Below are 26,726 nucleotides of genomic sequence, written 5' to 3' on the forward strand. Positions count from 1 at the left end.
TGAAAATAAACAATACAAATTTTATAAAATGAGAGGCTAAATAAATTAGTTGGAGTTTTGTTTTTTTGCACTTCGAGACTATGGAGCCCATATTGTGTAATTCAGAAGAATACAAATTTTAAAAGAATATTTATAAAAGCGTTCGATTAACTAAATCTTACCTAATTAGCACCTAAATTAGCACCCACAAATAAAAAGCCCTGTAAATCAAGTGATTACAGGGTTTTTTGTGGAGTTGGAGGGATTCGAACCCTCGTCCAAACAAGCAACACATAAGACTTCTACATGCTTATTCTGCATTTAATTTTCGATTGTAAACAGAGCACAGACACCCAACTTACAACTTATCTTCTGAAATTTTCGATCTTGAGCCAAAGCTTCTCAAAACTTATTTCCGCATTGCTATACCCCAGAATCAGACGTCGCGAAACAGAACTTCTGTGGGATATCTTACCTCCTTACTATCTTCGGGAGAGCGCTGAATCCTACTGTAATTCGGATTAAGCTGCAAGAGCAAACTCTTGGTCGCCAGTTAAAATTTTGTGACAAGGGATTAAAGAGATCGCGTCACGGTTCTCTGCATGCTTACTTACCCATTGATCTTGCTGTCGAAACCAGTCAACCCCAATTTTGTAAGACAGCAAAGATAAGCAAATAATTGTTTAAAAATAAAATTCATTTGGGCGTAACCTTCAGTCGGTCATTCCGGTTCGTCTTACAACGAACCTCCATTTCCTCCTTCAGGTCGGGCTTTTCGTTGCAATTCCTCATTCCGCTTTGCTTCATTCCGGGATTTCCACTGCAATCCCTTACGCGAGAATTCGTCATTCGTAGAAAATTTTAACAAAAAAGAAAACCCCAAATTCAAAAAAAAGCATAAAACCCTTTAAAAAAGGTTAAATTTTTCACGATAATTTCTGTAATTCTATCAGTAGAGACCATATCAAATTATATTTACAAAAATAATTGCCAGTGAACACTAAACTACTTTTTTTATTCATTTTTTCACTTTTCAAAATCAATGCTCAATCTCAATATTTAATTGGTACAACCAATAATGAAAACGGCGATCGAATACAAAATGTTACTGTTCTAAACATTAGAACAAACCAAAGCGCAACTTCCGATAATTTAGGGAATTTTGTTATTTCTGCTAAGATTAAAGACGAATTGCGATTTGTGAAAAACGGATATGAAAGAACTGTAATTTTGGTGCAAGAAAATCATTTTAAAATATCATTAAACATTTCATTAATCAAAAATGCCCAGGAAATCCAAGAAGTAGAAATTGTTTACCAGCCAACAGGAAATCTGAGTAAAGATATACAGCATTACGGTGATACAAAAAAAACAACAAAACTAAAATCAGAAACTGCAAAATACATTCGATCACAATCTACAGAAGAAGTCTTAGCACCCAAAAGAGGAGAATTTGTACAGCCCTTAGGAAAAGGCTTTGTTGTAGGAAAGATAGATTCACATTGGGATGATGTAGATTTTATGCAATTTCTCCTCGAAAATCTCGGAACAGAATTTTTTACCCAAGATTTGCAACTCAAACCATCAGAAATTCAACCCTTTATTTATTATATATTTCGGAATTTTGAAAGACAAGACATTCTTTTTAAAGGTTTTTGTAATCAATATGATCTTTCTAGATTTATCAGTGAAGCGAACAATAAATTAGTAGCTTATCACCAAAATTTACCAAATAATCCGCCAATAAAAAGGAAAAGAAAATGAGGAGAATCTGTGTTTTACTTTTTTTAATGTTCTGTTTTTCAAATTTGTTTTCGCAAAATGTTTCAGGAGTTATAACCGATGAAGATCATAATCCGATTCCCGCAGTTTTGGTTATTAATATCATAACCAATCAGAAAACGACGACCAATCTAAAAGGGGAATTTACGATTGATGCCTCTGTAAATAATGAACTGCGGTTTGTACGAAAAGGTTTTTAACGAAATGCAAAAGTGATCCTACAGCAAGATTTTTTGGAGAACCTACAGATTTCATTAATAAGAACTGCAGAAGAAATTGAAGAAGTGAAAGTTTCTTTTGTACAATTAACAGGTGATTTGAATACGGATTCTCGAAATCTAACAAAAATCGATCGCGCTGCACAAGTAGAACAAGCCGTCGGAATTCCTGGTCCTCCCGAAAAACCGCGGGAAACTCCGCCTCCTACTTTAGAAAAGGCGGGAATAATCAAATACGCATTGAGCAATTTAAATCTTAATAGTTTATATAAAAATATTTCTGGCGATGGTAGAAGAATGCGCTCTTTGTACCGATATGAAGATCTTCAGGATAATATTGCGTGGATTAGAGAACGAGTTGAAGACGACTATTTCACAAAAATGAATATTCCAAAAGATAAAATATCCGAATTTTTGCAGTTTTCAATAGGATTAAAACCAGACATTAATCGATGGATCAGAGCACGAAATTTAGAAAGAGTACTTTTCACTTTAGAAGATACTTTCCCCAAATATTTAGAAAACAGAAGTGTTAAATAAATCTTAATTAAAAGTTAAAATAATCTTAAAATTGGCATATCGTTTGATGCAATGATTTTAATAAATTACCGTTATTATATCTAAACAACAAATTATCATGAACAGAAATATCATCGCAATTGCAATCGCTTCACTGGGTTTCATTATTGGACTGGCTTTGTTGGGAAACGCCATTAAAAATAGAAATAAATCTGAAAATACCATTTCTGTGACGGGTTTAGGTTCCAATAAATTTACCTCCGATCTTATTGCTTGGAGTGGAAATTTCTCCCGAAACAGTTTCGAACTTAAATCTGCGTATGATGAACTGGCAAATGATAAAAAAGTCATCGAAAATTATTTGATTTCCAAAGGAATTGCGAAAAATCAGATGGTTTTTTCTGCTGTAGATATTCAAAAACAAATTAATTATGGCACCGATGCAAACGGGAGAAGCACCCAAACTTTCGGGGGTTATCAACTTTCACAAAAAGTTTCTATCGATAGTAAAGATGTAGCGAAAGTAGAAAATCTTTCCCGAAATATTACTGAAATCATCAATTTGGGAATTGAATTTACTTCTTCGCCACCAAGTTATTTTTACACCAAACTTGCAGATGTTAAGCACCAAATGATTGCAGATGCAACAAAAGATGCGAAACAACGCGCCGAAAAAATTGCTGAAAATTCTGGTGCAAAACTGGGGAATCTGAAAAAAGCAACAATGGGAATCACCCAAATAACCGCACCCAATTCAACAGAAGAGTATTCGTATGGCGGAACGTTCAACACTTCATCCAAAGACAAAGAAGCGAGTATTACAATTAAGTTGGAGTATGAAGTGAATTAAAATGTATATCAACTTTGTCAAAGCTTTCTGCAGTTTCATAAGGCTTTGACAAAGTTTTTAATTTATTATGTTTTTTGAAATAAATACACTTTAGAAAAAATTTGGTTCTGAATTGCTTTTACCTCTGCAATCGCATAATTACTCAACAAAAATAAACGGATTGCATTCTTACCTGCGCCATAACTCGGCTGTATATACTCTTCCGAAATTACAGAAAATCCGTTGCGTACATAGAAATTAATCCTTCTTTCTGCCAGTTCACCTAAAGAGTTCGGTTCGGATTCTAAAACGATATTGCCAAATTTTTCTTGCAATTCACTTAAGATCTGAGAACCTAATTTCAGGTTTCGAAATTCTTCAAAAACTTCGAAATGTTCCAGAAAATAGAAATCCTCCAGTTTCCACAAGATGAGATACCCAACGAAATCATCGTCGCTTTTTACGGCGAAAATGAAACAGTCGGGGTTTTCTATGAGCGATAAAAACTGGTCTTTATCTCTACGTTCGTCTTCCGGAAATGTACTTTCGTACGCAGAAAAAATTCTGGAAAGTTTTTTGCGGGTTTGTAATTCTTCAAACCAAATCATAAGTCAAAAACTCCTGGTCGTCTTGTAACAAACATATCCTTGATCCAAAGCGTAAAAGCTAAACCCAAATAGATGAGGAAAAAAACTCCTGCGGTTGCAAATGTAGAGTAGATGAAAAATACCCGTAATTTAGACACAGGAATTCCTAGTTTTGCGCCCATTCTTGTGAGGACTCCAAACCATTGTCTTTCCATTTTATGTCTCAGATTATTCAGCATATTTTAAATTCTTATCAAAGGTAATTATTTTAAATTATTTGTGCGTTGAGAAGACGGAAATTTCTATTCTCAAATTAATGTTTTGCACTCATTACAAAAACAATTTCGCCACCATTCGCGATATCAGAATGTTTTAAAATATGGTTTTTCACTTGTCGTCCGTTTACCAAAATCTTCGAGACATACACGTTTTCTTCGGATTGATTCTCGGTTTTTATCATTAGTTTTTTTCCGTTTTCTAAATTGATTTTTGCTGATTTTACGATGGGTGAACCAAATTGGTATTCATCTGAACCCGGCAAAACAGGATAAAATCCCAATGCGGAGAAAATATACCAAGCGCTCATTTGTCCCGCATCATCATTTCCGCAAAGTCCGTCAACTCCTGAAGAATACATTTTTTGCATGATGTTTCTTACGCGATTCTGCGTTTTCCATGCATCATTGGTGTAATTATAAAGATACGGAATGTGATGACCAGGTTCGTTGCCGTGCACATAGTTTCCGATGATTCCGTCGCGCGTGATGTCTTCGTTTTGTTCAATATATTTTTCGGCAATTTCGGTCGTGAAAATTTCATCCAGATGTTTCGAAAATTTGTTTTTTCCGCCCATCATCGTAATCATTTCCGGAACATTTTGGGGAACATACAATCCGTAATTAAATGCATTTCCTTCAATGAATCCTTGTCCACTCGTATCCATCGGATCAAATTCTTTTTTGAAAGTTCCGTCGGATAATTTCGGATGCATAAACCCAGATTTCGGATTATATACGTTTTTGAAATTTTCACTTCTTTTTAAATATTCTGCTTCCTTACTCACGTTGCCCAATTTTTTTGCGAGTTGCGCAATACACCAATCGTCATAAGCATATTCTAAAGTTTTAGAAACGGATGAACTGCTTTTATCTTCCGGAACGTAACCGTATTTCAGATATTCATCAATTCCGTCATAATATTTTAAATTGGATGAAGTGATGCTTGCTTCCAACATTTTATTTAAATCTGCATCGGTCGTGTTTTTCGCCACTGCATCTGCTAAAACAGAAACCGCGTGATAACCGATCATGCACCAGTTTTCATTCGCGTAATGACTCCAAATTGGTAACGATTTGTGAACGCTGTGTTTGGAATGAGAAAGCATGGATTTGATGAAATCATTATTTCTTTTGGGCTGAATAATATTGTAAAGTGGGTGCAACGCACGATACGTGTCCCAAAGTGAAAATACCGTGTAATTAGTGAAATCTTTCGCATTGTGAATGTTTTGATCAATATCCAGATATTTTCCATCCACATCCTGATACAAAATCGGCGACATCATCGTGTGATACATTGCGGTGTAAAAGGTTTTCTTATCATTTTCATTAATGGTTTCCACTTCTATTTTCGAAAGTTCTTTCTCCCATTTTGCAGCGCTTTCTTTTTTAATCTGATTAAAATCCCATCCCGGAATTTCAGCTTCCAAATTTTTCATTGCTCCCGAAGTCGAAACTCCCGACAAAGCAAATTTGACGAATATCGATTCATTTGCTTCGGTATCAAAATCAAAATAGGCACGAATTTGTCTTCCTGCAAATTCCGGAAAGTTTTCATTTTCATTCAATTTTCTGTAAAAGCCATTGTATTCTACTTTTTCGTAGCGTTTTCTGCCATAATTTTTAAATGGTTTAGAAAATTTCATGGCAAAATACACTTTTCTTGTTCTTGCCCAACCTGTAGTTTCTCTGTAACCAACCACGGTTTGATTGTCTTCAACTCTTACAAAAGTCCAGACATTTTTAGAATCGTAATTGTAAATATTCGACATTAAATCTAAAATAATGTGCGAATCTGAAGATTTCGGAAAGGTGTATTGGTGAAATCCGACCCGTTCTGTGGCGGTGAGTTCGGCTTTAATTCCATAATCATCCAACATTACTTCGTAAAATCCCGGACTGGCTTTTTCTGTATTTTTCGAAAATTGGGAATGATAACCACTTTTGGGTTCATTGGCTTTTCCGGGTTCTAAATTTAATTTCCCCGTTGTTGGCATCACCAAAAAATCGCCAAGATCCGAATGTCCAACACCACTGAAATGCGTGTGCGAAAATCCGAAAATGGTGCGATCTTCATATTGATAACCGGAACAAATGATTCCGCTCACAATTTCAGACGAATTCACTACCGATCAACAAAAATTAATTCTGAAAATTAAAAATTTCAAAGGGAAGAAAATTGTTGGAAAAATCTCCGCGAAAAATACACACATGAATCTCCGTTTCAATCAAATCAAATTTGCTGATGGCAGTTTCGATGGACCTTTTGGAAGAGCTATTTCTATAGAAATTCCCAAACCCGGCGAAATCTGGTTAATAATCGGCAAAAATCTAATGGCAGACGGAAAACTCACAGGGAAATTCTCGGTCAGTTTACAACAATAGAAGATGCTTTGTACGCTTTAAGAAAAGTTAATCTTATCTTAAAAAGATCGATTGGCCTAATTTCTGAACAAGCCACCTTAATTTAATAATAAAATTATGAAAACAATATTTTTATCAGCAGTTGTTGCTACCACAGTACTTACAAGTTGTTCTACCGTTTCTTCTATTTTGCAGAACACTTTTCCGTATAGCGCAACCGTTTTAGTTGCAGCAGGATCCACTCCAAACGTAGAATTATCCAGTATTTCTGCAGCGCAAAGTTTAAATCAGATCACTTCTTCCAGTGCAAACGTAAAAGATATTCGCGTTTCTAATGCCACACTTTCCGTAGGTTCAGAAACAAGTATGGGCGTTTTTAAATCCGTGAAAGTCTATCTTTCAAACGGTGGAAGCAACCAGACTTTGATCGCATCTCGGGAATCCATTCCAGATAATGTAGGGAATTCCCTTTCTATGGACGTTGCAACTTCAAGTACGTTGGATAAATTGATGAAATCTGGGAACATTCAGGCGAAAATTGTGTACGTTTTAAAAAAGTCGCCCACTTCAGATATTTCTTTGAAAACCTCTATTGGTTTCAATAGCGCTCCGATTACGAACTAATTTTTTTAGGAGCTTCAAGTTTTAAGCTTCTCTTCAAAATCAGACCGCCTTTCTCGGCTCGCTTCCTGCTCAAATGCAGCAGGAGAGCTCAAACAAACCCGTTCAATCCGGGCTAAAATAAAGAGCAGTTTTTCTTTTTTCAAGATCAAAACAATCAAATTTATCAAAAAAAATAACCAACAATTATCGTTGGTTATTTTTGTTAATATTTAAAATATGGTATTTTTCGCTTATTTCATTGAAACCATTTTATTCATTGCCACTAAAATTTTTGCACTTTCATGCATCAAACCGTACAAATGTTTTCCGCTGAAATCGATAAATTCTTTTGGTTCCGGTGCATTTGTAAAAACCATCACTCCTTGAGAATAAGGAACATCTTTATCTTCTTTGCTGTGAATAAAAAGTTTTGGGATTTTCGTTAGAGTTTTTACATCTTCTTTGGCAGAATAAGGCGACACAAAACTGTTTTCAAGATACGCTTTATATTCCGGGGCGTAAACTGCAGCAATATCTCCAAAAGAAGCCATAGTTCCTTCCAAAACCAATCCGCTGATTTCGGACTCATGATTTTTTGCTAAGTGTGCCGCAATCTGCGTTCCAATGGAAGCACCGTAAATTATTTTTTTCGTGTTTTTAATGCCGTCCATTTGGGATATTTCGGTAAAAACTTTTTCGCCATCTGTTGCAATGTTTTTATGAGTTGGCGTTCCGGTTGATTTTCCATATCCCCGAAAATCAACCAAAATAACTTGGAAATTATCTTTCAATAACGGCGTTAAAAGTGGCGCATAACTGGTAAGATTTCCGCCTGCTCCGTGAAAATAAAAAACCGTTGCTTTCGCTTCCTTCATTGGTTTTAAAATAACGGCATTAATGGTATCGTTTTCTACTGCAAATTTTACTTCTTTTTGATTTGCCCATTCTATTGGTTGTAGCGTTTTACTGGGAAAATAAAATTTTTCGTCCATTTGTGCGTTGATGAAAATGACTTTGGTAACAAGTAAAATAAGTAGTAATAATTTTGTCTTCATATTTTTTATTTATAGTGCGAAGGTAAAGTGGTTTGTTTATTTTTCAAAAATAATCATACTCAGTGGTAATTTTTACTTTCTGAACGGTTTTTTTGCAACAATTTTAGAATTTTTTTGCAAAAAAAATAACCAACGACATTATCGTTGGTTATTTATATGTAGATCAAAAACCTGCGATCTGTAGGTCTGTCATCTTTTTTCTATTTTCCCGTCGTCTTAAAATAAGCAATTCCACATTCCAAAAACGCTTTGAAATCCTCTTTCGGCATATATCCAGAAACAGGAGTGTTAATCACTTTTCCCTCTGGTGAAACCAGAACATAATGCGGTTGCGAATTATTATTGAAATTAATTTGCTGAAATAAACTCCATTTATCGCCGATTGTTTTTACTTTTTTCTTCTGTCCATTTCCCATGTCAATCGAGGTTTGCTCACTTTCTGGCAAAGCTTCTTTGTCATCTACATAAAGGGAAGCCAAAATCACTTCGTTCTGTAGAATTGGTAAAATGTCGGGTTCGCTCCACACAAATTCTTCCATTTTACGGCAGTTTTCACAACCATAACCAGTGAAGTCGATCAACAAAGGTTTGTTTTCTTTCTTCGCAATTTCAATGGCTTTAAAATAATCATGTTCCGGATGCATTCCGAGGATTCCATCTTTTTCATCATGCAAATAACTCACATTAATTGGAGGCAAAATTCCGCTTAGATATTGCAGTTTCGGTCTTTCTCCCGGAAATAATCCCTGAATTAAATACACGATAAATCCAATTCCTAATAATCCAATCACTTTTCTTGTCAATGAAATTTTTGCGTTTTTATCATCGTGTGGAAATTTGATTTTCCCGAATAAATAGAGAACCAAACCAATGGTAATCAGAATCCAAAGCGCTATAAATAATTCTCTTTTCAAGAAGAATGTTTTCGAAACCAGATCCGCTTTTGATAAGAATTTCAGCGCCAAACCTAATTCGATAAATCCTAAAACCACTTTCACGGTATTCATCCAACCTCCAGATTTTGGTAAACTTTGTAAAGCCTGCGGAAACAAAGCCAACAAACCAAAAACGATTGCCCAACTTAATCCAAATCCTGCAAGTGCGTAAGTCAACAACATCGGAATATTGGCAGAACCAGTTAAGGAACTTCCCAATAAACTTCCTAAAATTGGACCGGTACAGGAAAATGAAACGATGACCAAAGTTAAAGCCATAAAAAAGATTCCGATCATTCCACCTGCATCTTCAGCTTTCGAAGATTTATTCGCAATGGAACTCGGCAAAGTGATGTCGTAATACCCGAAGAAACTTCCCGCAAAAAAGATGAAAATGAGGAAGAAAGTGATATTTAACCAAACACTTGTCGAAATTTGATTGAAAATATTCCCCGCAATTCCATCGATGATATGAAAGGGAACACTCAATAATACAAAAATCATAAGGATGAAAAATCCATAAATAAAGGCATCTCTTTTTCCTTTTGCTTTATTATTTGAACCTTTTGTGAAGAAGGAAACCGTTAACGGAATCATCGGAAATACGCATGGAGTCAACAATGCGATCAACCCACCGAAAAATCCCAATAAAAGATACGTCCAGAAATTTTCTGAATTCTTTTCCTGCACAATTCCGCAATCCGTTTCTGGATTCATAAAATCGATAGTAGCAACTTTTAAACCTTCCTGTTTTGCGGCAACCGGTTCTATTTTTGTGCTTTCAGGAATGGAGTTTATTTCGCTACTGTCTTTATTTTCGTCAGGAGTCGTCGCGGCTACATTCTCATCTGTAGAAGTCTCTTGTGTTGCAGTCGCAGCGGCGCTAACTTTTTGGTCGAATTCTAAAGTATTTGGAGCCAAGCAAACGCGGTCATTACAGGTTTGATACGTAATTTCTGCGGAAACAGTTGCAGGTTTGGCGCCATTTTTCAGTTTGAATTTCTGTTTAAACTGCACTAAATCTGAATAATAAACGATTTGAGCACCGAAAGCTTCAGAAAACTCATCGTGTTTTTTACCCACTTCAACTACTTTTCCGATGAGGTCGATTCCTTCTTTGGAGGAAAGTTTCATCTCTGTCGGAATTCCCGAATCGGCGGGTAAATCTTTGGAATAAATATGCCAGTTTTTATCGATCGTCGCCGTCAATACCGCTTCGTATTCATTGTTGGGCAACGAATTGATATTGTATTTGAATTTTACAGGATCTTTGATTTGTGCGGTAATTCCCTGGAAAAGGAACAATACAATTAAGATTAACCAATTTTTAAATTTCATTTTTTACTTTACTTTTTAGCAATTTCAAATCGCTATAATTTTACTTTAATGATTGCCTTCGATTCTTTCGTTGCAGCAAATCTTCGGTCTTGGCGAAAAGGGATAATTCCCAAAATTTTGTCGTTTCCATCGCACAAAAGCCAGATTTTTTGCTGGGCTAAAATAGGGATTTTTTCATCCTTAAAAAACTTTGAGATTTTCTTTTTGCCTATCATTCCAATTGGATAGAATAGATCGCCTTCTTTTTTTCGTCTTATTTTTAAGGGAAATTGCATTTTATCTTCGTCAAATTTCCAGGTGAAACTTCCAGATTCTTTGATTTCTGAGCGCACCGTTTCAGGGAAAATGAGCGTACTTTTTTTATTGGGTAGAATCGTTATTTCCGCATTGTCATTTCGAATGAATTCATCGGTGGTTTTTTGTAGAACTAAATTTTCACGGTCAACCAACAACTCATATTCAATGGAATGAAAGGTCTTTCCGACTTCTGCTTTCCGTATTTTTTTTAACTCTTTTGCTTCAGAAAAACCAAATTTTTGCAGTATTTCAAACTGTGCGAATTCACTTTCTTTAAAAAACAATGCTTTATTTATGGTGAGATACGAATCTTTTTCGCAAATGGTTTCTTTTTCGATTTTTAAAATCTGAGCTTGAACAAAATCTTTCGTTTGATTCAAATAGGAAATGCTTTTACCAAAGTTTTCTAAGAAGTTTTCATTCATACCCAAAAGTTCGGGAACAATAGTATTGCGAATTTTATTCCTTAAATAATCATTTTTTTGGTTGCTTTTATCTTCCCGAAATTCTAAATTATTTTCCTTGGCGAAATCGTAAATTTCAGTTTTAGAAAAATGTAATAACGGACGAAGAATTTGGTTTTCATTTTTTGGTATCCCGCTTAAACCTTTTATTCCACTTCCTCGCGAAAGATTGATGAGGAATGTTTCCAACTCATCATTCAAATGATGTGCAGTTACTATGAAATCTAAGTTTTCTTCCTTTAAAACTTTAAAAAAGAAATCATACCGCAGATTTCTTGCCCAATTTTGAAGTGATTTCATTCCCGATTTTTCTTGTTCAGAAATATCTTTTAAATGAAATTGAATATCGTGATTTGTACAAAAATTTTCCACCAATTTCTGGTCAAGATCAGAATCTTCTCCCCGAAAATGATAATTCACATGCGCAACCTGAAACTCGAAACCCGAAACTTGAAACAGGTTCAAAAGCACCATAGAATCTACACCACCACTGACCGCGAGTAGAAATTTGGCATTTCGGTAATCATTGAAAATTTCATGAAAAGCATGCTGGAAAGTCTCTAAATTAAGCAATTTTTAAGGTTTTTTTAAGGAATATTTAGCAAAGATAATTCTTCTAACTAAATTCGTTTCTCTATTTTTGGTTGATTAAATAGTAAATTATGAATATAGGAAAAATCGGTGCAGTTCTTGGAGTTGCAGTTATGCTGACTTCATGTGTGAGCCAAAAAAAATTCGATGCTTTGAACGAGAATTACAACCAGTGCATCACCAATGTAGGTGAAAGACAGCGCGAAATTCAGGATTTGAAAGGAGTCAATGCAGGTTTATCAAGTGAGAACGCACTTTTGAAAGGCCAAAATGATGCATTGAAATCTTCTCTTGATGCCTGTTTAGCGAACAGTGGAAAAGGTTCTGCAAACATTGATAAATTAATTGGAGAGATTAATTCTTCCAACAAATATATCAAACAGTTGATTTCTACTAATTCGAAAAATGACAGTTTGAATATCGCTTTGTCGAATAAATTGAAACGTTCTTTGGATAATATCGCAGATGGCGATGTGCAGGTGAAAGTTTTGAAAGGAGTAGTTTTGATCTCCTTATCCGACAATATGCTGTATAAAACAGGAGATTACAATGTTTTACCTGCAGCACAGGATGTGTTAGGAAAAGTAGCGAAAGTTATCAATGATTATGATACGTATTCAGTCTTGATCGAAGGAAACACCGATAATGTACCGCTGAATGCTTCAACTTTACCAAAAGACAACTGGGATTTATCAGCTTTGAGAGCAACTTCAATGGCAAAAATTTTACAGACTAAATTTGGCGTAAATCCTGCAAGAATTACAGCAGGAGGAAGAAGCGAATACAACCCGAAAACCACCAATGAGTCGATTTCTGGAAGGTCTGAAAACAGAAGAACAGAAATCATCATCATGCCTAAGTTAGAGGAATTCATGAAATTAATGGACATTGCACCGGTGAAAAACTAAGCAATTGTTTCGTAAGAAATTTTTTCAGCGCTGTTCGAGCTTCATGCTTTGACAGCGCTTTTTATTTTAAATGCTTAAATTTGGACCAAAATAACATTGAATGAGTTTTTTTGAGGAGATAAGTCCGGAAATGGATCGCTATTTAGAAAACCACGCTTCGTCGGAACCCGATATTTTGAAAAGATTGCGCAAAGAAACTTTTCAGAAAACAACGCAGCCGCACATGATTTCCGGGTTTTTACAAGGAAGATTATTGGCGATCATTTCTAAAATGTTGCAACCAAAAAACATTCTCGAAGTAGGAACTTTTACAGGTTATGCGACTTTGTGCTTAACAGAAGGTTTAGCAAAAGAAGGTAAAATCACTACAATTGACGTGAATGAAGAACTCGCATATTTGCCTAAAAAATATTTTCAGGAAAGTGAGTTTTCGGCACAGATTGATTTTCAATTAAAAGACGCAAAAGATTTTCTAAAAGAAACCGATGAAATTTTCGATTTGGTGTTTATTGATGCCGACAAAGAAAATTATCCGGAATATTTCCACCTCATAAAATCAAGGGTAAAGTCGGGCGCGGTGATTTTGTTTGATAATGTGTTGTGGTACGGAAAAGTCTTGGAAGAAAATTCAAAACAGAAATCTACCCAAAAAATACAGGAACTCAACGATTTGGTGGCAAAAGATGAAGATTTCGAAAATCTTATTTTACCTTTGCGAGACGGCATCAATCTAATCCGTAAAAAATAAAATTTAGAACCAAGTATGGAGAAAGGAATCTGCACCGTTTCAGTGGCTGCAATACGCGCAGAACAATCGCATCAGTCGGAAATGACCTCGCAAATTTTGTATGGAGAAACAGTAGATATTCTAGAAAAAGCCGCGAAATTTATCAAGATAAAAATGCATTTTGATGGATATGAAGGATGGGTAGATGTGCAGCAAATCTCTGAAATTTCTGAAGAATACTTCCAGCAAAGAAAAACCGAACTGGTTCAGAATACGTTACAAATGTATAGCACTTCACAGGGAGTAATTCTGTTGTCAATAGGTAGCGAAGTGAATAGTGAAAAGGCAGACCCAATTTTTTTAAAGACCGAAAAGGTTTCAGAAACTGCGCAAAAATTTTTCAATGTTCCTTATTTGTGGAGTGGAAGAAGTTTTTTTGGGATCGATTGCAGCGGATTTGTGCAATTGGTTTATAAAGTTCACGGCATTTCTTTGCCTCGAGAAGCACATCAACAATCAGAAGTTGGCGAAGTTTTAAGCTTCGTGGAAGAAAGTAAACCAGGAGATCTGGCTTTTTTCGAAAACTTAGATGGACAAATTTCCCATGTCGGAATGTTGCTCGAAGACCAAAATATTATTCACGCATACGGAAAAGTACGGATTGATTCTCTCGATTCTACGGGGATTTTTAACAAAGAACTGAATAAGCATACTCACAAATTACGGTTTTTGAGAAGTGTTTTTTAAAGATTTTAGAAAAAAGAGAAAAGAGAAAAGAAAAAAGAAACAAGAATAAAGAATCAAGAAAAAAGACAAAAGACAAGAGCGTTGCAAGCAATTTTTTACTTTTAAAATATGAAAAGGATTTCTTTTTTGCTTAAGCTTTTATCAATTGGAGTACTTGTGTTTCCTTGGTAAGATCTGATGAGTTCTTGGAGATATTTGTCAATCTTTTTTTTATATCAAAAAAAACGAAGTTCTGTCCCGGATTATCTATTTGGGATTTTGTTTTTAGTAATTTTAACCACGATTTCTTATTCTTTTTATCTAAAAAAAATGAAATCTAAAAATGAACAATTTTGAAATTTATCTATAACATATTCATCCGTTTCCTCATTTCCGCCATGAAAATTGGCGCCATCTTCAACTATAAATTAAAAAAAGGTTTAGCCGGAAGAAGGCAAAGTTGCGAAATTGTAAAATCTAAATTTTCTCCAGATGACCAAGTAATTTGGATGCATGCAGCAAGTTTGGGAGAATATGAACAAGGACTTCCGGTATTGGAAAAATTGAAGGCGAAATTCCCCAATCACAAAATATTGATTACCTTTTTTTCCCCTTCTGGTTATGACAATGTCATTAAGAAAAAAACAATTGCAGATGCGATTTGTTTTTTACCTTTTGATACCGAAGTTTGGGTGAGAGAATTTACATCCAACTTCAAAACAGATATTTTTTTCACCGTAAAATATGAGTATTGGTATCATTTATTGAATGATTTAAAAAGTCAAGGGACCAAAATCTTTGTGGTTTCTGCTCTTTTTTATGAAACTCAAATCTTCTTTAAAGCCTATGGAAAATGGTTTGTAAATAAATTAAAAAAAGATATTGACTGGTTTTTTCATCAAACCAAACATTCGACCGCATTGGCAAAAGAAATAGGTTTGGTAAAATCTTCAACAGCAGGAGATACGCGCTTTGACCGCGTGAAACAACTTCGCACTGCAGATAATTTTGTAAAATACATCGAGGAATTCAAACAAAATAAATACACCCTTATTTTTGGAAGCAGTTGGGAATCTGAGGAAAGACTTGCCGAAATTATCGCCACCAAAAATAAAGAAGTGAAACTGATCTTTGCTCCTCATGATTTAAAAAGAGTAGAGCGATTGCAGAACATTTTTTCAAATGCAATTCTTTATTCAGAACTTGAAAAAGCAGGTGTTTTTCCCGATGCGAATTCTCAAATATTGATTATTGATTGTATCGGATTGCTTTCTAAAATTTATTCTTACGGTAATGTAGCGATTGTTGGTGGAGGTTTTCACTCAAAAGGATTGCATAATATTTTGGAAGCAGCAACTTTTGGGATTCCTGTTTTCTTTGGCAATCATTACACGAAAAATCCGGAAGCTGATGAATTAATTGCGCGAAATGGTGGTAAATCCTTCGAAGATGAATTTTTTGCCGCGGCTTATCTCGCTGGTTTTGTTCGTGATGATGGAGCAACCAAAAAGATGGGCAGAAATGCTTTGGAATTTATAGATTCGCAACCGAACGCGTCGGATGTTGTAGTGAGCCAAATTTTGAAGATGCATCAAGGTTGAAACGCTTTGTTAACGCAATAAACCTTCTCCTTTAATCCCTTTTAAGATGAGGTCAATCTGATCAGGAATGTTTTCCGGTTCAAACCATTGCAAAAATAAACCGTTATGAAGCGCCAATTCATCTAATCGCTTGTTCAATTTTATTTGGTTTCGAACTTCTTCAAAATTTTCACCTAAATCCAGATAATAATCGGGATCTAACTTTTTAGTTAAAATCATCGAACGATATATTTTATTGAGAAGATAGATGAACAATTTGTAGTGATCGCCGGTTTTCGGCAGGTTTTTGAGGGTTTCGCTGATCAATAAAAGCGTTAATGAAACTTCACCGAATTTATCCGTCGTGATTTTTACATGCTCAGTTATTTTCGCGCTAATTTTCCGGATGTTGGGTAAAAAGTATTTGGTGCGAGCAAACTTCTTCGCTACAGACGAAACTTCTTCTTTAATCAAAACTTCCATTTGATCTCTTTTGTCATCGGCTGTTTCAGGATCAATCAGTTCAAAATAGAGGCGGTGCGATAAAATGCGGTCTTTTTTGAGCAATCGGATGATTAATTTATCTTTTTCTTGAGAAGTAAAATTTGAAATTGCTTCTTTAAACTCTTTTGAAAACTCCATTAATTAAAAATTTTTGAATATTTCATGAATCCATTGATGGCCCAATTTGCCGTGTAATACCACGATTTTAAGACAGAAAAATGCATATAATCCTTGTAAACCAAATACTGGTCTTTCATGATGTTGGTTTTTTTTCGCGAAACACTGCTTTCGTGCATTCTGTATTTAGCCATCGTTTTTTTTAAAGGTTTCCCGACCGGGATTTTCTTTAATAAATTGAGCCACATCACGTGGTCTTCTCGTTTGCTTCCGGCTGGAAAATATTCTTTCCCAACCCTCTTAGAATCGTACATAGAGCTTAACAATGAAAGGCGACAAGTCTTCAATAAATTTTGAAAAGTCACCTCTTTATCCGCAGTGAAATCGGCAATTTTCGGAAGCAATTTTTCATCACATCTTGCGTAATTAGAGTAGGCGAGTTCAGCGTTTTCCTTTTTCATAAATGAAACCATTTCCTCTAAAAAGTTCGGTTCCCAAAAATCATCGGCATCCAAAAAAGTGATAAATCTTCCGGTAGCTTTTTCTAATGATAAATTTCGGGCATGACCTGCACCGCCATTATTCTCGGAAACTGTAAGAATAATTCGGGGGTCATTAATTTTCCTAATGATTTCCACAGAATGATCAGAAGAATGATCATCAGTAATTAGCCATTCCCAATTTTTAAATTTTTGATTTAAAACAGATTGAATGGTTTCTTCTAAAAAAATTGCAGAATTGTAGCAAGGCGTAATAATTGAAACTTCAGGCATTGTGTTTTTTAGTCTTTAGTCTTACAAATTTACAATAATTAGTTTCATTCAAAAATTCATTTCAAAACCTTAAATTTGTGACTTAATTAAATTTTAGAAATGTTTTACGACCATCAATCGATTGAAAAAAAGTGGCAGAATTTCTGGCAAGAAAATCAAACCTATAAAACCGACAACACCACCGATAAACCGAAATTTTATGTTTTGGATATGTTTCCGTATCCTTCTGGAGCGGGTTTGCATGTTGGTCATCCTCTAGGTTATATTGCCTCAGATATTTATGCACGGTACAAAAGACACCAAGGTTTTAATGTTTTGCATCCGATTGGTTACGACTCATTTGGTCTTCCAGCGGAACAATACGCCATTCAGACCGGTCAACATCCGGCAATAACAACCGAAGAAAATATTACGCGTTATGAACAGCAAATGCGAAAAATCGGTTTTTCATTCGACTGGAGCAGAGAAGTTAGAACTTCAGATGCTTCTTTTTACAAATGGACGCAGTGGATTTTTCTTCAGCTTTTCGATTCCTGGTACAATAAATCAACCGATAAAGCAGAACCGATTTCCGAATTGATTCGTCATTTTGAGGAGCATGGGACTCAAAATTTATCAGCAGTACAAAGCGATCAGTTAAATTTTACCGCAGAAGAGTGGAGAACTGCTTCTAACTTAGATCAACAAGATATTTTATTGAATTACCGATTGGCATTTCGTGCAGAAACGACTGTGAATTGGTGTCCTGGATTAGGAACTGTTTTGGCCAATGATGAGGTAAAAGATGGTAAATCTGAAAGGGGCGGTTTCCCAGTTTTTCAGAAGAAAATGATGCAGTGGAGCATGCGAATTACTGCGTATTCTGAAAGATTGTTGCAGGGTTTAAATGATTTGGATTGGCCACAACCGTTGAAAGATTCTCAGGAATACTGGATTGGGAAATCTCAGGGAGCGCAGGTAACTTTCGAAGTTGAAGATTCTGCAGAAAAAATCTCCGTTTTTACCACACGTCCCGACACTATTTTTGGAGCCACTTTTATGGTTTTGGCTCCAGAAAATCCTTTGGTTAAAAATTTCACGATAGAAGGTCAAAAAGAAGAAGTTGAAAATTATATTGAACAAACTTCCAAGAAAACAGAGAGAGACCGCATGTCAGATGTGAAAAATGTGAGTGGCGCTTTCACGGGAGCTTTTGCTTTGAATCCATTTACCAATCAGAAGATGCCGGTTTATATTTCGGATTATGTGTTGATGGGGTACGGAACTGGCGCTGTCATGGCGGTTCCTGCACATGATGATCGGGATCATCGTTTCGCAAAGAAATTCTGTTTGTCGATTATTAATGTTATTGAAAACAAAAATGACATTCAGGAAGAGTCTTTTGATTCGAAAGATTCTGTTTGTGTAAATTCAGAATTATTGAATGGTTTGAAATACGAAGAGGCCAAATCATTAATAATCGCTGAAATTGAGAAAAAGAAAATTGGACACGGAACAACCAATTATAGACAACGGGATGCCATTTTTTCCCGCCAAAGATATTGGGGAGAACCAGTTCCTGTTTATTACAAAGAAGGAATGCCGTACACTTTGCCGGTTTCAGTATTGCCGTTGGAACTTCCTGAAGTTGAAAAATATTTACCAACCGAAGATGGCGATCCACCTTTAGGAAATGCTAAAAATTTCGCTTGGGACGAAATGAATGAAAAAATTGTTTCAACCGATTTAATTGATGACATAAACATTTTCCCGATTGAACTTTCTACAATGCCTGGTTGGGCGGGAAGTTCTTGGTATTTCCTCAGATATATGGATCCTAAAAATGATGGAAGTTTCTGTGCAAAAGAAATCTCCGATTATTGGGGTCAAGTCGATTTATACATTGGTGGAAGCGAACACGCAACAGGACATTTATTGTATTCCCGTTTTTGGAATATGTTTTTGAAAGACCGTGGATATATCAACCACGATGAACCATTTAAGAAACTCATCAATCAGGGAATGATTTTGGGGATGAGTGCATTTGTCTTAAGAATTGATGGAACGAATCAATATGTTTCTAAAGGTTTAGCGAAAGATAATAAGGTTCAAAAAATCCACGTTGACGTTTCTTTATTAAAAGGCGGAACTGATGAACTCGATATAGAAAAATTTAAAAACTGGCGTGCAGAATATGAAAATGCAGAATTGATCCTAGAAGAAGGAAAGTTCATCACCGAACGCGAAGTTGAAAAAATGTCGAAATCCAAATACAACGTTGTTAATCCCGATGATATTTGCGAGGAATATGGAGCTGATTGTTTGCGTTTGTATGAAATGTTTTTGGGACCTTTGGAACAATCAAAACCTTGGAATACGCAAGGTTTAAGTGGCGTTTACGGATTTTTGAAAAAGTTTTTTAATCTTTATCACAATGAAGAACGTTTTGAAATTTCTGAAGAGGAACCTACAAAGGCCGAGTACAAAATCCTGCACACTTTAATTAAAAAAGTAGTTGCAGATATTGCGAATTTCTCTTTCAATACTTCGGTTTCATCCTTCATGATTGCGGTCAACGAATTTCAGAAACTGAAAACCAACAAAAGGGAAATTTTAGAAGCTTTGGCGATTGTTGTTTCTCCTTATGCACCGCACATTTGCGAAGAATTATGGCGCAATTTGGGTCACACTAATTCCATTGAGTTTGAAAAATTCCCGGAATTTGAAGAAAAATATTTAATAGAAGATGAGTTTCATTATCCGGTTAGTTTTAATGGGAAAATGAAATTTAAATTAGTGCTTCCTTCAGATTTAACAGCTTCGGAGATTGAGGAAATCGCTTTAAAAGAAGATCGTGTAATCGATCAGCTTGCAGGAAATAATCCTAAAAAAATCATCATAGTGCCGAAAAAAATCATTAATATTGTTTTTTAAAATAAATACGACGAAATATTTTCTTGCAATTAATCGTAAAATTTGGTCTATTAAACTTGCGAATTTTTAAAGGTATTTTTGAAATTCAAAATTATAACCAAAATTCAATACATATTTTGCAAATTATGCAATGTTAATGAATCTTAACATGAAAAAAAATAACTGTAATAGTTTTGAAAGACTTGCATGATTAAATATTTTGACTTTATTTTACAACTCGAAAATTAAAAAAAATAACAATTATAATTTAGTTAAGTATGGAAATGAATGTTTCAAACAACGAGGAGCAAGTGATTGCTAAAAAAGTAGGAGGATTAAATCCTGCGTTAATAATTCCTATTCTAATTTTAATAGGTGTTGCAATTTATTTATTTGTATTAGGGAATCCAGGTAATTTTAAAGCCGACCCAAGGTTAAACGGTCTTTCATCTGTAGCATTCTCAGATTTAGAATCTAAAGAACTTCATCCAGGAGATGGATTTATGGGGATTATTTATATGGGTGGACCAATCGTACCAATTCTTATTTCATTTATGATTATTGTAATCGTATTTTCTATTGAAAGAGCTTTAGCACTTAAAAAAGCAGCTGGAAAAGGAAATGTTGATAGTTTTGTTTTAAATGTAAGAAGATTATTAAATCAGAATAAAGTTGACGAAGCTATCGAAGAATGTGATAAACAAGAAGGTTCTGTAGGAAATGTAGTAAGAGAAGGTTTAACAACCTACAAAGCTTTGGCACATGATTCTGCGATGAATAAAGAACAGAAAATGGTTGCTCTTAACAAATCAATCGAAGAAGCTACAACTTTAGAGATGCCAATGCTAGAGAAAAACATGATGATTCTTTCTACTCTAGGTACTGTTGCTACTTTGGTTGCACTACTTGGAACTGTAATCGGGATGATCAAGGCGTTTAGCGCATTAGGTTCAGGAGGAGGAACTCCAGATTCTGCGGCACTTTCTATTGGTATTTCTGAGGCATTGATTAATACTGCTTTAGGTATTGGTACGTCTGCTGTTGCAATTATTCTTTACAACTATTTTACTTCTAAAATTGACGGATTAACGTTCAAAATCGACGAAATCGCAATGTCAATTCAGCAGTCTTTCGCAGAATTCCACTAAGAATTCTCGACCGATTGGAGATCTTTAATATGACAACGATCTCAAAAAACAGAAATTTAATAAAAAATAATTTACAATGGCGAGAGTCAAACCAAAAAGACATAATATAAGGGTAGATATGACGGCCATGACCGATGTATCGTTTCTACTTCTTACATTCTTTATCCTCACGGCTCAGTTTGCAAAACCTGACATCGAGACGATAAACACGCCATCTTCTATATCTCAAAAGCTTCTTCCGGATGCAAGTTTGATGACAATTTTGAGTACAACAGACGGAAGATTCTACTTTACGCCTGTTGAAAACGGAACCGAAAGAATCGCTCTGTTAGATAAAATGGGAGAGAAGTATGGTATGACATTTACTGACAAAGAAAAAGTAGCTTTTGCTAATTCAAAATCAGTAGGAGTTCCAATGAATCAATTAAAAGGCTATTTAAATCTTTCAGAGGAAGATCGGAAAGCATTTAAAAGCAAAACGGGAATTCCAATGGACAGTACAAATAAACAATTGATCGATTGGGTACAACAAAGTTTAACCGTAAACCCTGATTACAAATTAGCAATCAAAGGGGATGTTGAAACGAAGTATCCAAAAGTGAAATCTTTATTTGAAGGATTAAGAGACATTGATTTCTTGAAATTCTGGTTAATAACAAGTCAAGAAGTGGCGCAATAATTAAGAAATGGCAGAAGTACAAGTAAAAGACAACGGCGGGAAAGGCGGAAAGGTACGCTCGAAAAAAGCGGTACCTCACGTAGATTTAACTCCCATGGTGGATTTGGCGTTCCTTTTGATCACATTCTTTATGTTGGTTACGACTTTCAACAAACCGAATGTGATGGATTTAGGTCTTCCGGCAAAACCGAAGGATCCTACACAAAAACCTCCACCAACAGAAATTGATTTATCAAATTCAATTTCATTAATCATTGGAAAAGACAACAGAATTTTTTATCACCAGTTAGATGCTGCAGGTCTTAATGACCAAACGCTTCAGGAAACAACTTTTGATAGACAAGGAATTACAAAAGTAATTGAGCAAGCAAAATCTAAAGCTAAGGATCAAACCAAATTTACGGTGATCATAAAGCCAACAGACGATGCAGTATATAAAAATTTCGTAGATATGTTAGATCAAATGGCTATCACCAAGAATGAAGTATACGGTATTACCGATATTAAGTCTTGGGAGAAGTTAGTTTACGAAAGAAAATTAGGTGGATCAGCAGCAACTCCAGCGGCACCTACCAAATAACTTTTAATATTTAAAAGAAAGAATAATGGCAGATGAAAACGCTTACGAAGGAACTCCCACGTTGGATGAAATCGTATTTGAAAATAGAAATAAAGCTTATGGTGCATTTGATCTAAGAACGCATTATCGGTCTATACTTACTAAAGCATTCATTCTTGGTACAATTTTATTTGTGGTTGTTGTATTAACACCATTTGTAATTATGAAAATCAAGGAGATGAACGCCGCAGATAAAACTGAGGTAAATGCTAAGTTAATTGATATCCTCCCAGAAGAAAAAGTTATCGAGCAACCTAAAGACGAACCACCTCCACCGCCGCCACCACCAAAAGAAGAGCCAAAGCAAGAAGTGATTCAAAATGTGGTTCCCGAACCAGTGAAGGCGCCGAAAGTAGAAACTCCACCGCCGCCAATTTCAAAGCAGCTTGAAACGACTACAGGTTTAAATAATCAAGAAGGTGTTAAAACCCCTGCTTATACACCACCACCGCCACCTCCAGGTCCAGGTAAATCTACAACAGTAGAGGTGAAGCCGCAAGTTTCTGAAACTCAGATTTATACCGAAGTTGAGCAATTAGCTGAATTTCCTGGTGGTATTAACTCATTCAGAAGTAAAGTGAATGGTAGTTTTGATACCTCTGTAATGGATAGCGATGCTGGAACAGTGAAAACTGAGGTGATTTTCGTAGTTGAAAAAGACGGAAGTATTACCGACGTTAAAGCGAACGGAGCTAATAAAGATTTTAACGCGGAAGCAGTAAGAACCGTAAAATCGATTAAGAATAAATGGGCTCCTGCAAAAATTAACGGTCAATCTGTTCGATACAGATTTAGAATGCCGCTTACAATGCAGTTTGAGTAACAAAAACTATTTATTATAAACAAAAGAGAAGCGAAAGCTTCTCTTTTTTTAATTTTTTGTATTTTTGCTTTTATGATGTTTAATTGGTTGTCTTTAATTACTGGATTTTTTTATATAGTTTTAGGAATCGTAGTGATAATCTATAAATTTTTTGTAATTTTTTTAGAAGAGAATATTGCTTATACTTTAGGCAGTTTGCTTATCCTTTATGGGATTTTTAGAATTGGCAGAGCTATTTACAAAATTAGACAGAGTAAAAATGAATTATAAACAACTGTTTTTTTTAATATGTTTTTTTGCATTAATGATTACATGTAAAAAATCAGACCGAATTCCTGATGATCCTCATCAGGGAACCATCACGATTTCTGCCGATGAGTCTTTCAGAAGTGTTTCTGAAGCACTAACGGAAAGATATATGGCATTAAATCCGAAAACTAAAATTAATTTGGTCATTAAGAAAGAAGATCTTGGTTTTTTGGATTTGTTAGAGAATAAGGTGCGTGTGATTGTAATGTCCCGTGAACTAACCAACGAAGAGAAAGAAGCATACAAATTAAAGATCGACATGAAAATGGAGCCAGCAAAATTTGCTGCCGATGCGGTAGTTTTTGTGGTACCCAAAAATTCAACCAGAGAAAGCATTACTGTGGAAGAACTTAGTAATGAATTGAATTCAGACCAAAAGAATATAATATTTGATGCCACCAATTCTAGTAATTTAAATTTTGTTGCTCAAAAATTAGGTACCATTCCAAACAAACTGAAATTTTCAATCATCAACGGAAATAAAAATGTAGTTAAAGAAATTGGACAATATCCTAATAAAATTGGAGCAATAAGCTTAAATACGCTTAGCCGACCATACGATAAAGAGTCCGAGCAATTAAGAAATACAATTAAAATTCTTCCCGTCATTTCAAAAGGTAAAACCTTTGAACCTAATATGAAAAATATCAAAGCAATGACCTATCCTTTTACCAGAGTCTTATATTTTATTACTAATGAGGCGTACTATGGACTTGGAAATGGTTTTATTCGTTTTTCTTGTCAACAGATTGGCCAAATTGTAGTTGAAAAAGAAGGATTGCAACCTTATACCATATTTAACAGAGAGGTTCAAATGCGTTAAAATTTTATTAAGAAAGTTCCAATTATTACCAGTAGTAGGATTTTGGTATAGAAATTGGGTGGAAGAATATTACTTAACATTAAACAAATAAAAATGAAAAATATAATGAATTTATCAAAGAAAGCTGCACTTGGGGTTGCAGCAGTGTTCTTTTCTAATTTTGCTGTCGCGCAGACACTACAAGATGGCATTGCTAACGCAGATAGCCACAAGTACGCAAAAGCAAAAGAGGTTTTTACAGAAATGATTGCGAAAGCACCCACAGCTGAAAATTATTTTTATCTAGGAAACGCATATTTAACTCAATTTGAGCCAAATTTTGAAATGGCTCAGGAGAATTTTAATAAAGGTTTAGCTGCAGATAAGAAAAGCTATTTGAATAAATTAGGACTTGCTTCGGTGAAGCTGGGAAAAGGTGATAAATCTGCGATCAGCGAAATTGGTCAGATCGTAAAAGATTCACGCGATAAAGATGCTGAAGTTCTTTATAGAGCTGCGCAAGCTTTAACAATTTTTGGAGGCCCACAGAATGCAGACGTTGCAATAGATTATTTGAACAGAGCGGTTGACAAATCTCAAAAAGGTGGAACTCCTGCGTATTATTACTACACTTTAGGTGATGCTTATCGTTTAAAATTAACAAACAGCCCACAAGTTGCAGGATCAGCAATGACTGCTTATGATAAAGCATTACCTGTGGCGAAAAACAAAGCATCGGTTTATACCAGAATTGGAACACTGTGGATGCAAGCACAACAATGGCAAAAAGCGAAAGAAAGTATCGACCGTGCGATTGTAGCTGACCCATCGTATGCTCCAGCGTATAAAGCGAAAGCAGCTTACGATATTAAATATCAGCAAAATGCTTTAGCAACACAAGATTTAATGAATTATGCGCAGTATGCCGACGAAGATCCCGATACTCAGCTAGAAATTTCCAAGTTATTCTTTACCAATGAAGATTATGCAAATTCAAAACTTTATTTGGATAAAGTATTCGACAAGGTTAAAGATCCTATAAAGTTTAAATTGAGAGCATATCTTTTATATGCTGACGCAGATTATGCAGGAGCAAAGAATAGTTTGGAGCAATTCATGTCTCAAGCAGGACCCACTAGAGTTCAGGCAGGAGATCAAGGTTTGTTAGGTCTTATTTCAGCTGGTGTTGCAGAAAAGGAAACTGATGCAACAAAAAAAGCGGCATTGATGCAAGATGCACAACAAAAGATTGCTATTGCAAAAGCAGCTAAAGATGATACTCTAAATTGGGATGAGGAATTGATTAAAATTAAGAGTGGTGGTGGTATCAATCAGGCTGTTGTAGATCAAGGAGTAACCAGCCCTGAAATTCAGGCGCTTAAGAAAGCTGTTGCCGATAATCCTCAAGATACAGACGCATTATATAAGTTAGGAAACGCTTATCAGGAAGCTAAAAATTGGAATGGCGCAATTTTAACTTGGCAAAAAATGAGCGGTTTGCTTCCGGATTGGGCGCCTGCTTATTACAGTTTAGGCTATGCTTATCAACAAGCTGGAAATAACGAACTTGCAATGATGAGCTACGAAAAATATATTTCCAAGGTAAAACCTGAAGAACTGGAGGCTAACAAAAAGACTTTATCTTATGCCTACTTTGCAATTGCATATTTGGTTAAAGGAAAAGAGGTTGTGAAAGCGAAGGAATATGTTGCCAAATCTGTACAATTAGATCCAACATATCAAGATGCTGTAAAATTGAATGCGGAGTTGAATAAATAATCACGCAAGAATATTAATATCTGAATCCCATTCGCAAGAATGGGATTTTTTGTTTAATACGACGATTCTTGTTCAGTTTAATGAACTGGGCGGTACTTCTGGTATTTATTAAATCTACTTTCCACGTTAAAACTGGTTCCACCTATATTAGTAATCTAATTATTTTCGATTAAATAGTATTAACAAATTGTATTGATTCTTGTCGATGGCAACGTTTCAAGGTTCTAATAGAAGTCGAATTGAAACCTTTCACGGTCGTTGGGAACCATTGCCATTTATCTCTACAACTCAAAATCCATTTACTTCATAGTCCTTAATGATAGTTTTTGCGCATTAATTGATGGGAAGAATGAAAAAGTGGATAACTTTTATGTTGTGTATAGGATTATGGGCCAGTATTTTATGTTTTAAGTATTGGAAATATTGGTAAAATATGGTTAAAAATTTGCGAGATGTTGATATAGTTTTTACATTTGCACCACTCAAAAAAAGAGTAGCGAA

At 35.2% G+C, this 26,726-nt stretch carries 26 protein-coding genes and 1 other RNA gene; 17 read left to right on the plus strand and 10 right to left on the minus strand.

Features of this window, described 5'->3' with window-relative positions; genetic code table 11:
- Positions 1-227: 227 nt before the first annotated feature.
- Both ssrA and BW932_RS14300 read right to left on the minus strand, forming a co-directional pair.
- Positions 228-626, minus strand: a transfer-messenger RNA (tmRNA) gene (gene ssrA, locus BW932_RS09670).
- A 49-nt stretch (positions 627-675) separates the two neighbouring features.
- Entirely contained in the window at positions 676-828 is a 153-nt protein-coding gene (locus BW932_RS14300; RefSeq protein WP_159436430.1) for a hypothetical protein, read from the minus strand.
- A gap of 144 nt (positions 829-972) precedes the next feature.
- Here BW932_RS14300 and BW932_RS09675 point away from each other — a divergent pair, with 144 nt between their 5' ends.
- From BW932_RS09675 to BW932_RS09690, 4 genes are all read left to right on the plus strand, one after another.
- Positions 973-1,743: a hypothetical protein gene (locus BW932_RS09675; RefSeq protein ID WP_143745543.1), complete on the plus strand. Its 771-nt coding sequence runs from the start codon at positions 973-975 to the stop codon at positions 1,741-1,743.
- On the plus strand, positions 1,740-1,961 hold the full coding sequence (locus BW932_RS09680) for a carboxypeptidase-like regulatory domain-containing protein (protein WP_076387300.1): 222 nt from the start codon (positions 1,740-1,742) through the stop codon (positions 1,959-1,961). Before BW932_RS09675 ends, BW932_RS09680 begins: the two co-directional genes overlap by 4 nt.
- Positions 1,962-1,973: 12 nt before the next feature.
- Positions 1,974-2,519 (plus strand): hypothetical protein, encoded by a 546-nt coding sequence (locus BW932_RS09685; RefSeq protein ID WP_076387301.1) that lies wholly within the window; start codon positions 1,974-1,976, stop codon positions 2,517-2,519.
- 97 nt (positions 2,520-2,616) lie between these two features.
- Positions 2,617-3,348 (plus strand): SIMPL domain-containing protein, encoded by a 732-nt coding sequence (locus BW932_RS09690; protein ID WP_076387302.1) that lies wholly within the window; start codon positions 2,617-2,619, stop codon positions 3,346-3,348.
- Between the two features lie 65 nt (positions 3,349-3,413).
- Here the strand turns inward: BW932_RS09690 and BW932_RS09695 are convergent, their stop codons facing one another.
- The 3 genes from BW932_RS09695 to BW932_RS09705 all read right to left on the minus strand — a co-directional run bounded on the left by BW932_RS09695 (position 3,414) and on the right by BW932_RS09705 (position 6,300).
- On the minus strand, positions 3,414-3,935 hold the full coding sequence (locus tag BW932_RS09695) for a GNAT family N-acetyltransferase (RefSeq protein WP_084566497.1): 522 nt from the start codon (positions 3,933-3,935) through the stop codon (positions 3,414-3,416).
- Entirely contained in the window at positions 3,932-4,153 is a 222-nt protein-coding gene (locus BW932_RS09700) for a PspC family transcriptional regulator (protein ID WP_076387303.1), read from the minus strand. Before BW932_RS09700 ends, BW932_RS09695 begins: the two co-directional genes overlap by 4 nt.
- A gap of 74 nt (positions 4,154-4,227) precedes the next feature.
- Positions 4,228-6,300: a GH92 family glycosyl hydrolase gene (locus BW932_RS09705; protein ID WP_245820707.1), complete on the minus strand. Its 2,073-nt coding sequence runs from the start codon at positions 6,298-6,300 to the stop codon at positions 4,228-4,230.
- Between BW932_RS09705 and BW932_RS14240 the strand changes: the two genes are divergently transcribed.
- Complete coding sequence (locus BW932_RS14240) at positions 6,287-6,577, plus strand: hypothetical protein (protein WP_143745544.1); 291 nt, start codon at positions 6,287-6,289, stop codon at positions 6,575-6,577. The genes BW932_RS09705 and BW932_RS14240 overlap by 14 nt on opposite strands.
- Before the next feature lie 96 nt (positions 6,578-6,673).
- Positions 6,674-7,180 (plus strand): hypothetical protein, encoded by a 507-nt coding sequence (locus BW932_RS09710; protein ID WP_076387304.1) that lies wholly within the window; start codon positions 6,674-6,676, stop codon positions 7,178-7,180.
- A gap of 230 nt (positions 7,181-7,410) precedes the next feature.
- Here BW932_RS09710 and BW932_RS09715 read toward each other — a convergent pair whose 3' ends face one another.
- The 3 genes from BW932_RS09715 to tilS all read right to left on the minus strand — a co-directional run bounded on the left by BW932_RS09715 (position 7,411) and on the right by tilS (position 11,821).
- On the minus strand, positions 7,411-8,214 hold the full coding sequence (locus BW932_RS09715; protein WP_076387305.1) for an alpha/beta hydrolase: 804 nt from the start codon (positions 8,212-8,214) through the stop codon (positions 7,411-7,413).
- Between the two features lie 200 nt (positions 8,215-8,414).
- A complete protein-coding gene (locus BW932_RS09720; protein ID WP_076387306.1) occupies positions 8,415-10,487 on the minus strand; it encodes a protein-disulfide reductase DsbD family protein in 2,073 nt (690 codons plus the stop codon).
- 32 nt (positions 10,488-10,519) lie between these two features.
- The gene (gene tilS / locus BW932_RS09725; RefSeq protein ID WP_076387307.1) at positions 10,520-11,821 is read right to left on the minus strand and encodes a tRNA lysidine(34) synthetase TilS; all 1,302 of its coding nucleotides are present in this window, start codon (positions 11,819-11,821) and stop codon (positions 10,520-10,522) included.
- Between the two features lie 89 nt (positions 11,822-11,910).
- Here tilS and BW932_RS09730 point away from each other — a divergent pair, with 89 nt between their 5' ends.
- From BW932_RS09730 to BW932_RS09745, 4 genes are all read left to right on the plus strand, one after another.
- Positions 11,911-12,747 (plus strand): OmpA/MotB family protein, encoded by an 837-nt coding sequence (locus BW932_RS09730; RefSeq protein ID WP_076387308.1) that lies wholly within the window; start codon positions 11,911-11,913, stop codon positions 12,745-12,747.
- 100 nt (positions 12,748-12,847) lie between these two features.
- The gene (locus tag BW932_RS09735) at positions 12,848-13,495 is read left to right on the plus strand and encodes an O-methyltransferase (protein ID WP_076387309.1); all 648 of its coding nucleotides are present in this window, start codon (positions 12,848-12,850) and stop codon (positions 13,493-13,495) included.
- A 15-nt stretch (positions 13,496-13,510) separates the two neighbouring features.
- Complete coding sequence (locus BW932_RS09740; protein ID WP_076387310.1) at positions 13,511-14,221, plus strand: C40 family peptidase; 711 nt, start codon at positions 13,511-13,513, stop codon at positions 14,219-14,221.
- A 332-nt stretch (positions 14,222-14,553) separates the two neighbouring features.
- The gene (locus tag BW932_RS09745) at positions 14,554-15,801 is read left to right on the plus strand and encodes a 3-deoxy-D-manno-octulosonic acid transferase (protein ID WP_076387311.1); all 1,248 of its coding nucleotides are present in this window, start codon (positions 14,554-14,556) and stop codon (positions 15,799-15,801) included.
- Between the two features lie 9 nt (positions 15,802-15,810).
- Here the strand turns inward: BW932_RS09745 and BW932_RS09750 are convergent, their stop codons facing one another.
- Both BW932_RS09750 and BW932_RS09755 read right to left on the minus strand, forming a co-directional pair.
- Positions 15,811-16,422, minus strand: coding sequence for a deoxyuridine 5'-triphosphate nucleotidohydrolase (locus BW932_RS09750; RefSeq protein ID WP_076387312.1), 612 nt, complete (start codon positions 16,420-16,422; stop codon positions 15,811-15,813).
- Entirely contained in the window at positions 16,422-17,174 is a 753-nt protein-coding gene (locus tag BW932_RS09755; protein WP_076387313.1) for a glycosyltransferase family 2 protein, read from the minus strand. Before BW932_RS09755 ends, BW932_RS09750 begins: the two co-directional genes overlap by 1 nt.
- A 99-nt stretch (positions 17,175-17,273) precedes the next feature.
- Between BW932_RS09755 and leuS the strand changes: the two genes are divergently transcribed.
- The 7 genes from leuS to BW932_RS09795 all read left to right on the plus strand — a co-directional run bounded on the left by leuS (position 17,274) and on the right by BW932_RS09795 (position 26,225).
- Complete coding sequence (gene leuS / locus BW932_RS09760) at positions 17,274-20,087, plus strand: leucine--tRNA ligase (RefSeq protein WP_076387314.1); 2,814 nt, start codon at positions 17,274-17,276, stop codon at positions 20,085-20,087.
- Positions 20,088-20,344: 257 nt separating this feature from the next.
- Entirely contained in the window at positions 20,345-21,214 is an 870-nt protein-coding gene (locus tag BW932_RS09765; protein ID WP_076387315.1) for a MotA/TolQ/ExbB proton channel family protein, read from the plus strand.
- A 76-nt stretch (positions 21,215-21,290) separates the two neighbouring features.
- Positions 21,291-21,893 (plus strand): ExbD/TolR family protein, encoded by a 603-nt coding sequence (locus BW932_RS09770; protein WP_076387316.1) that lies wholly within the window; start codon positions 21,291-21,293, stop codon positions 21,891-21,893.
- A 7-nt stretch (positions 21,894-21,900) separates the two neighbouring features.
- Positions 21,901-22,473 carry an ExbD/TolR family protein gene (locus BW932_RS09775; protein WP_076387317.1) on the plus strand — a complete coding sequence of 191 codons (573 nt, stop codon included), beginning with the start codon at positions 21,901-21,903 and terminating at the stop codon, positions 22,471-22,473.
- 25 nt (positions 22,474-22,498) lie between these two features.
- Complete coding sequence (locus tag BW932_RS09780) at positions 22,499-23,335, plus strand: energy transducer TonB (protein WP_076387318.1); 837 nt, start codon at positions 22,499-22,501, stop codon at positions 23,333-23,335.
- A 259-nt stretch (positions 23,336-23,594) separates the two neighbouring features.
- Entirely contained in the window at positions 23,595-24,467 is an 873-nt protein-coding gene (locus BW932_RS09790) for a PstS family phosphate ABC transporter substrate-binding protein (RefSeq protein ID WP_245820709.1), read from the plus strand.
- 93 nt (positions 24,468-24,560) lie between these two features.
- A complete protein-coding gene (locus BW932_RS09795) occupies positions 24,561-26,225 on the plus strand; it encodes a tetratricopeptide repeat protein (RefSeq protein WP_076387320.1) in 1,665 nt (554 codons plus the stop codon).
- Positions 26,226-26,726 lie beyond the last annotated feature (501 nt).

This window comes from Kaistella chaponensis (assembly GCF_900156725.1).
GTDB lineage: Bacteria > Bacteroidota > Bacteroidia > Flavobacteriales > Weeksellaceae > Kaistella > Kaistella chaponensis.

What these genes read in the sequence shown, in the direction of transcription:
- leuS (WP_076387314.1), top strand. Translation starts at nt 17,274, where the DNA reads ATGTTTTACGACCATCAATCGATTGAAAAAAAGTGGCAGAATTTCTGG.
- BW932_RS14300 (WP_159436430.1), bottom strand. Translation starts at nt 828, where the DNA reads ATGACGAATTCTCGCGTAAGGGATTGCAGTGGAAATCCCGGAATGAAG.
- BW932_RS09715 (WP_076387305.1), bottom strand. Translation starts at nt 8,214, where the DNA reads ATGAAGACAAAATTATTACTACTTATTTTACTTGTTACCAAAGTCATT.
- BW932_RS09720 (WP_076387306.1), bottom strand. Translation starts at nt 10,487, where the DNA reads ATGAAATTTAAAAATTGGTTAATCTTAATTGTATTGTTCCTTTTCCAG.
- BW932_RS09690 (WP_076387302.1), top strand. Translation starts at nt 2,617, where the DNA reads ATGAACAGAAATATCATCGCAATTGCAATCGCTTCACTGGGTTTCATT.
- BW932_RS09780 (WP_076387318.1), top strand. Translation starts at nt 22,499, where the DNA reads ATGGCAGATGAAAACGCTTACGAAGGAACTCCCACGTTGGATGAAATC.
- BW932_RS09710 (WP_076387304.1), top strand. Translation starts at nt 6,674, where the DNA reads ATGAAAACAATATTTTTATCAGCAGTTGTTGCTACCACAGTACTTACA.
- BW932_RS09770 (WP_076387316.1), top strand. Translation starts at nt 21,291, where the DNA reads ATGGCGAGAGTCAAACCAAAAAGACATAATATAAGGGTAGATATGACG.
- BW932_RS09750 (WP_076387312.1), bottom strand. Translation starts at nt 16,422, where the DNA reads ATGGAGTTTTCAAAAGAGTTTAAAGAAGCAATTTCAAATTTTACTTCT.
- BW932_RS09730 (WP_076387308.1), top strand. Translation starts at nt 11,911, where the DNA reads ATGAATATAGGAAAAATCGGTGCAGTTCTTGGAGTTGCAGTTATGCTG.
- BW932_RS09700 (WP_076387303.1), bottom strand. Translation starts at nt 4,153, where the DNA reads ATGCTGAATAATCTGAGACATAAAATGGAAAGACAATGGTTTGGAGTC.
- BW932_RS09765 (WP_076387315.1), top strand. Translation starts at nt 20,345, where the DNA reads ATGGAAATGAATGTTTCAAACAACGAGGAGCAAGTGATTGCTAAAAAA.
- BW932_RS09755 (WP_076387313.1), bottom strand. Translation starts at nt 17,174, where the DNA reads ATGCCTGAAGTTTCAATTATTACGCCTTGCTACAATTCTGCAATTTTT.
- BW932_RS09775 (WP_076387317.1), top strand. Translation starts at nt 21,901, where the DNA reads ATGGCAGAAGTACAAGTAAAAGACAACGGCGGGAAAGGCGGAAAGGTA.
- BW932_RS09735 (WP_076387309.1), top strand. Translation starts at nt 12,848, where the DNA reads ATGAGTTTTTTTGAGGAGATAAGTCCGGAAATGGATCGCTATTTAGAA.
- BW932_RS14240 (WP_143745544.1), top strand. Translation starts at nt 6,287, where the DNA reads ATGATTCCGCTCACAATTTCAGACGAATTCACTACCGATCAACAAAAA.
- BW932_RS09740 (WP_076387310.1), top strand. Translation starts at nt 13,511, where the DNA reads ATGGAGAAAGGAATCTGCACCGTTTCAGTGGCTGCAATACGCGCAGAA.
- BW932_RS09680 (WP_076387300.1), top strand. Translation starts at nt 1,740, where the DNA reads ATGAGGAGAATCTGTGTTTTACTTTTTTTAATGTTCTGTTTTTCAAAT.
- BW932_RS09695 (WP_084566497.1), bottom strand. Translation starts at nt 3,935, where the DNA reads ATGATTTGGTTTGAAGAATTACAAACCCGCAAAAAACTTTCCAGAATT.
- BW932_RS09795 (WP_076387320.1), top strand. Translation starts at nt 24,561, where the DNA reads ATGAAAAATATAATGAATTTATCAAAGAAAGCTGCACTTGGGGTTGCA.
- BW932_RS09790 (WP_245820709.1), top strand. Translation starts at nt 23,595, where the DNA reads ATGAATTATAAACAACTGTTTTTTTTAATATGTTTTTTTGCATTAATG.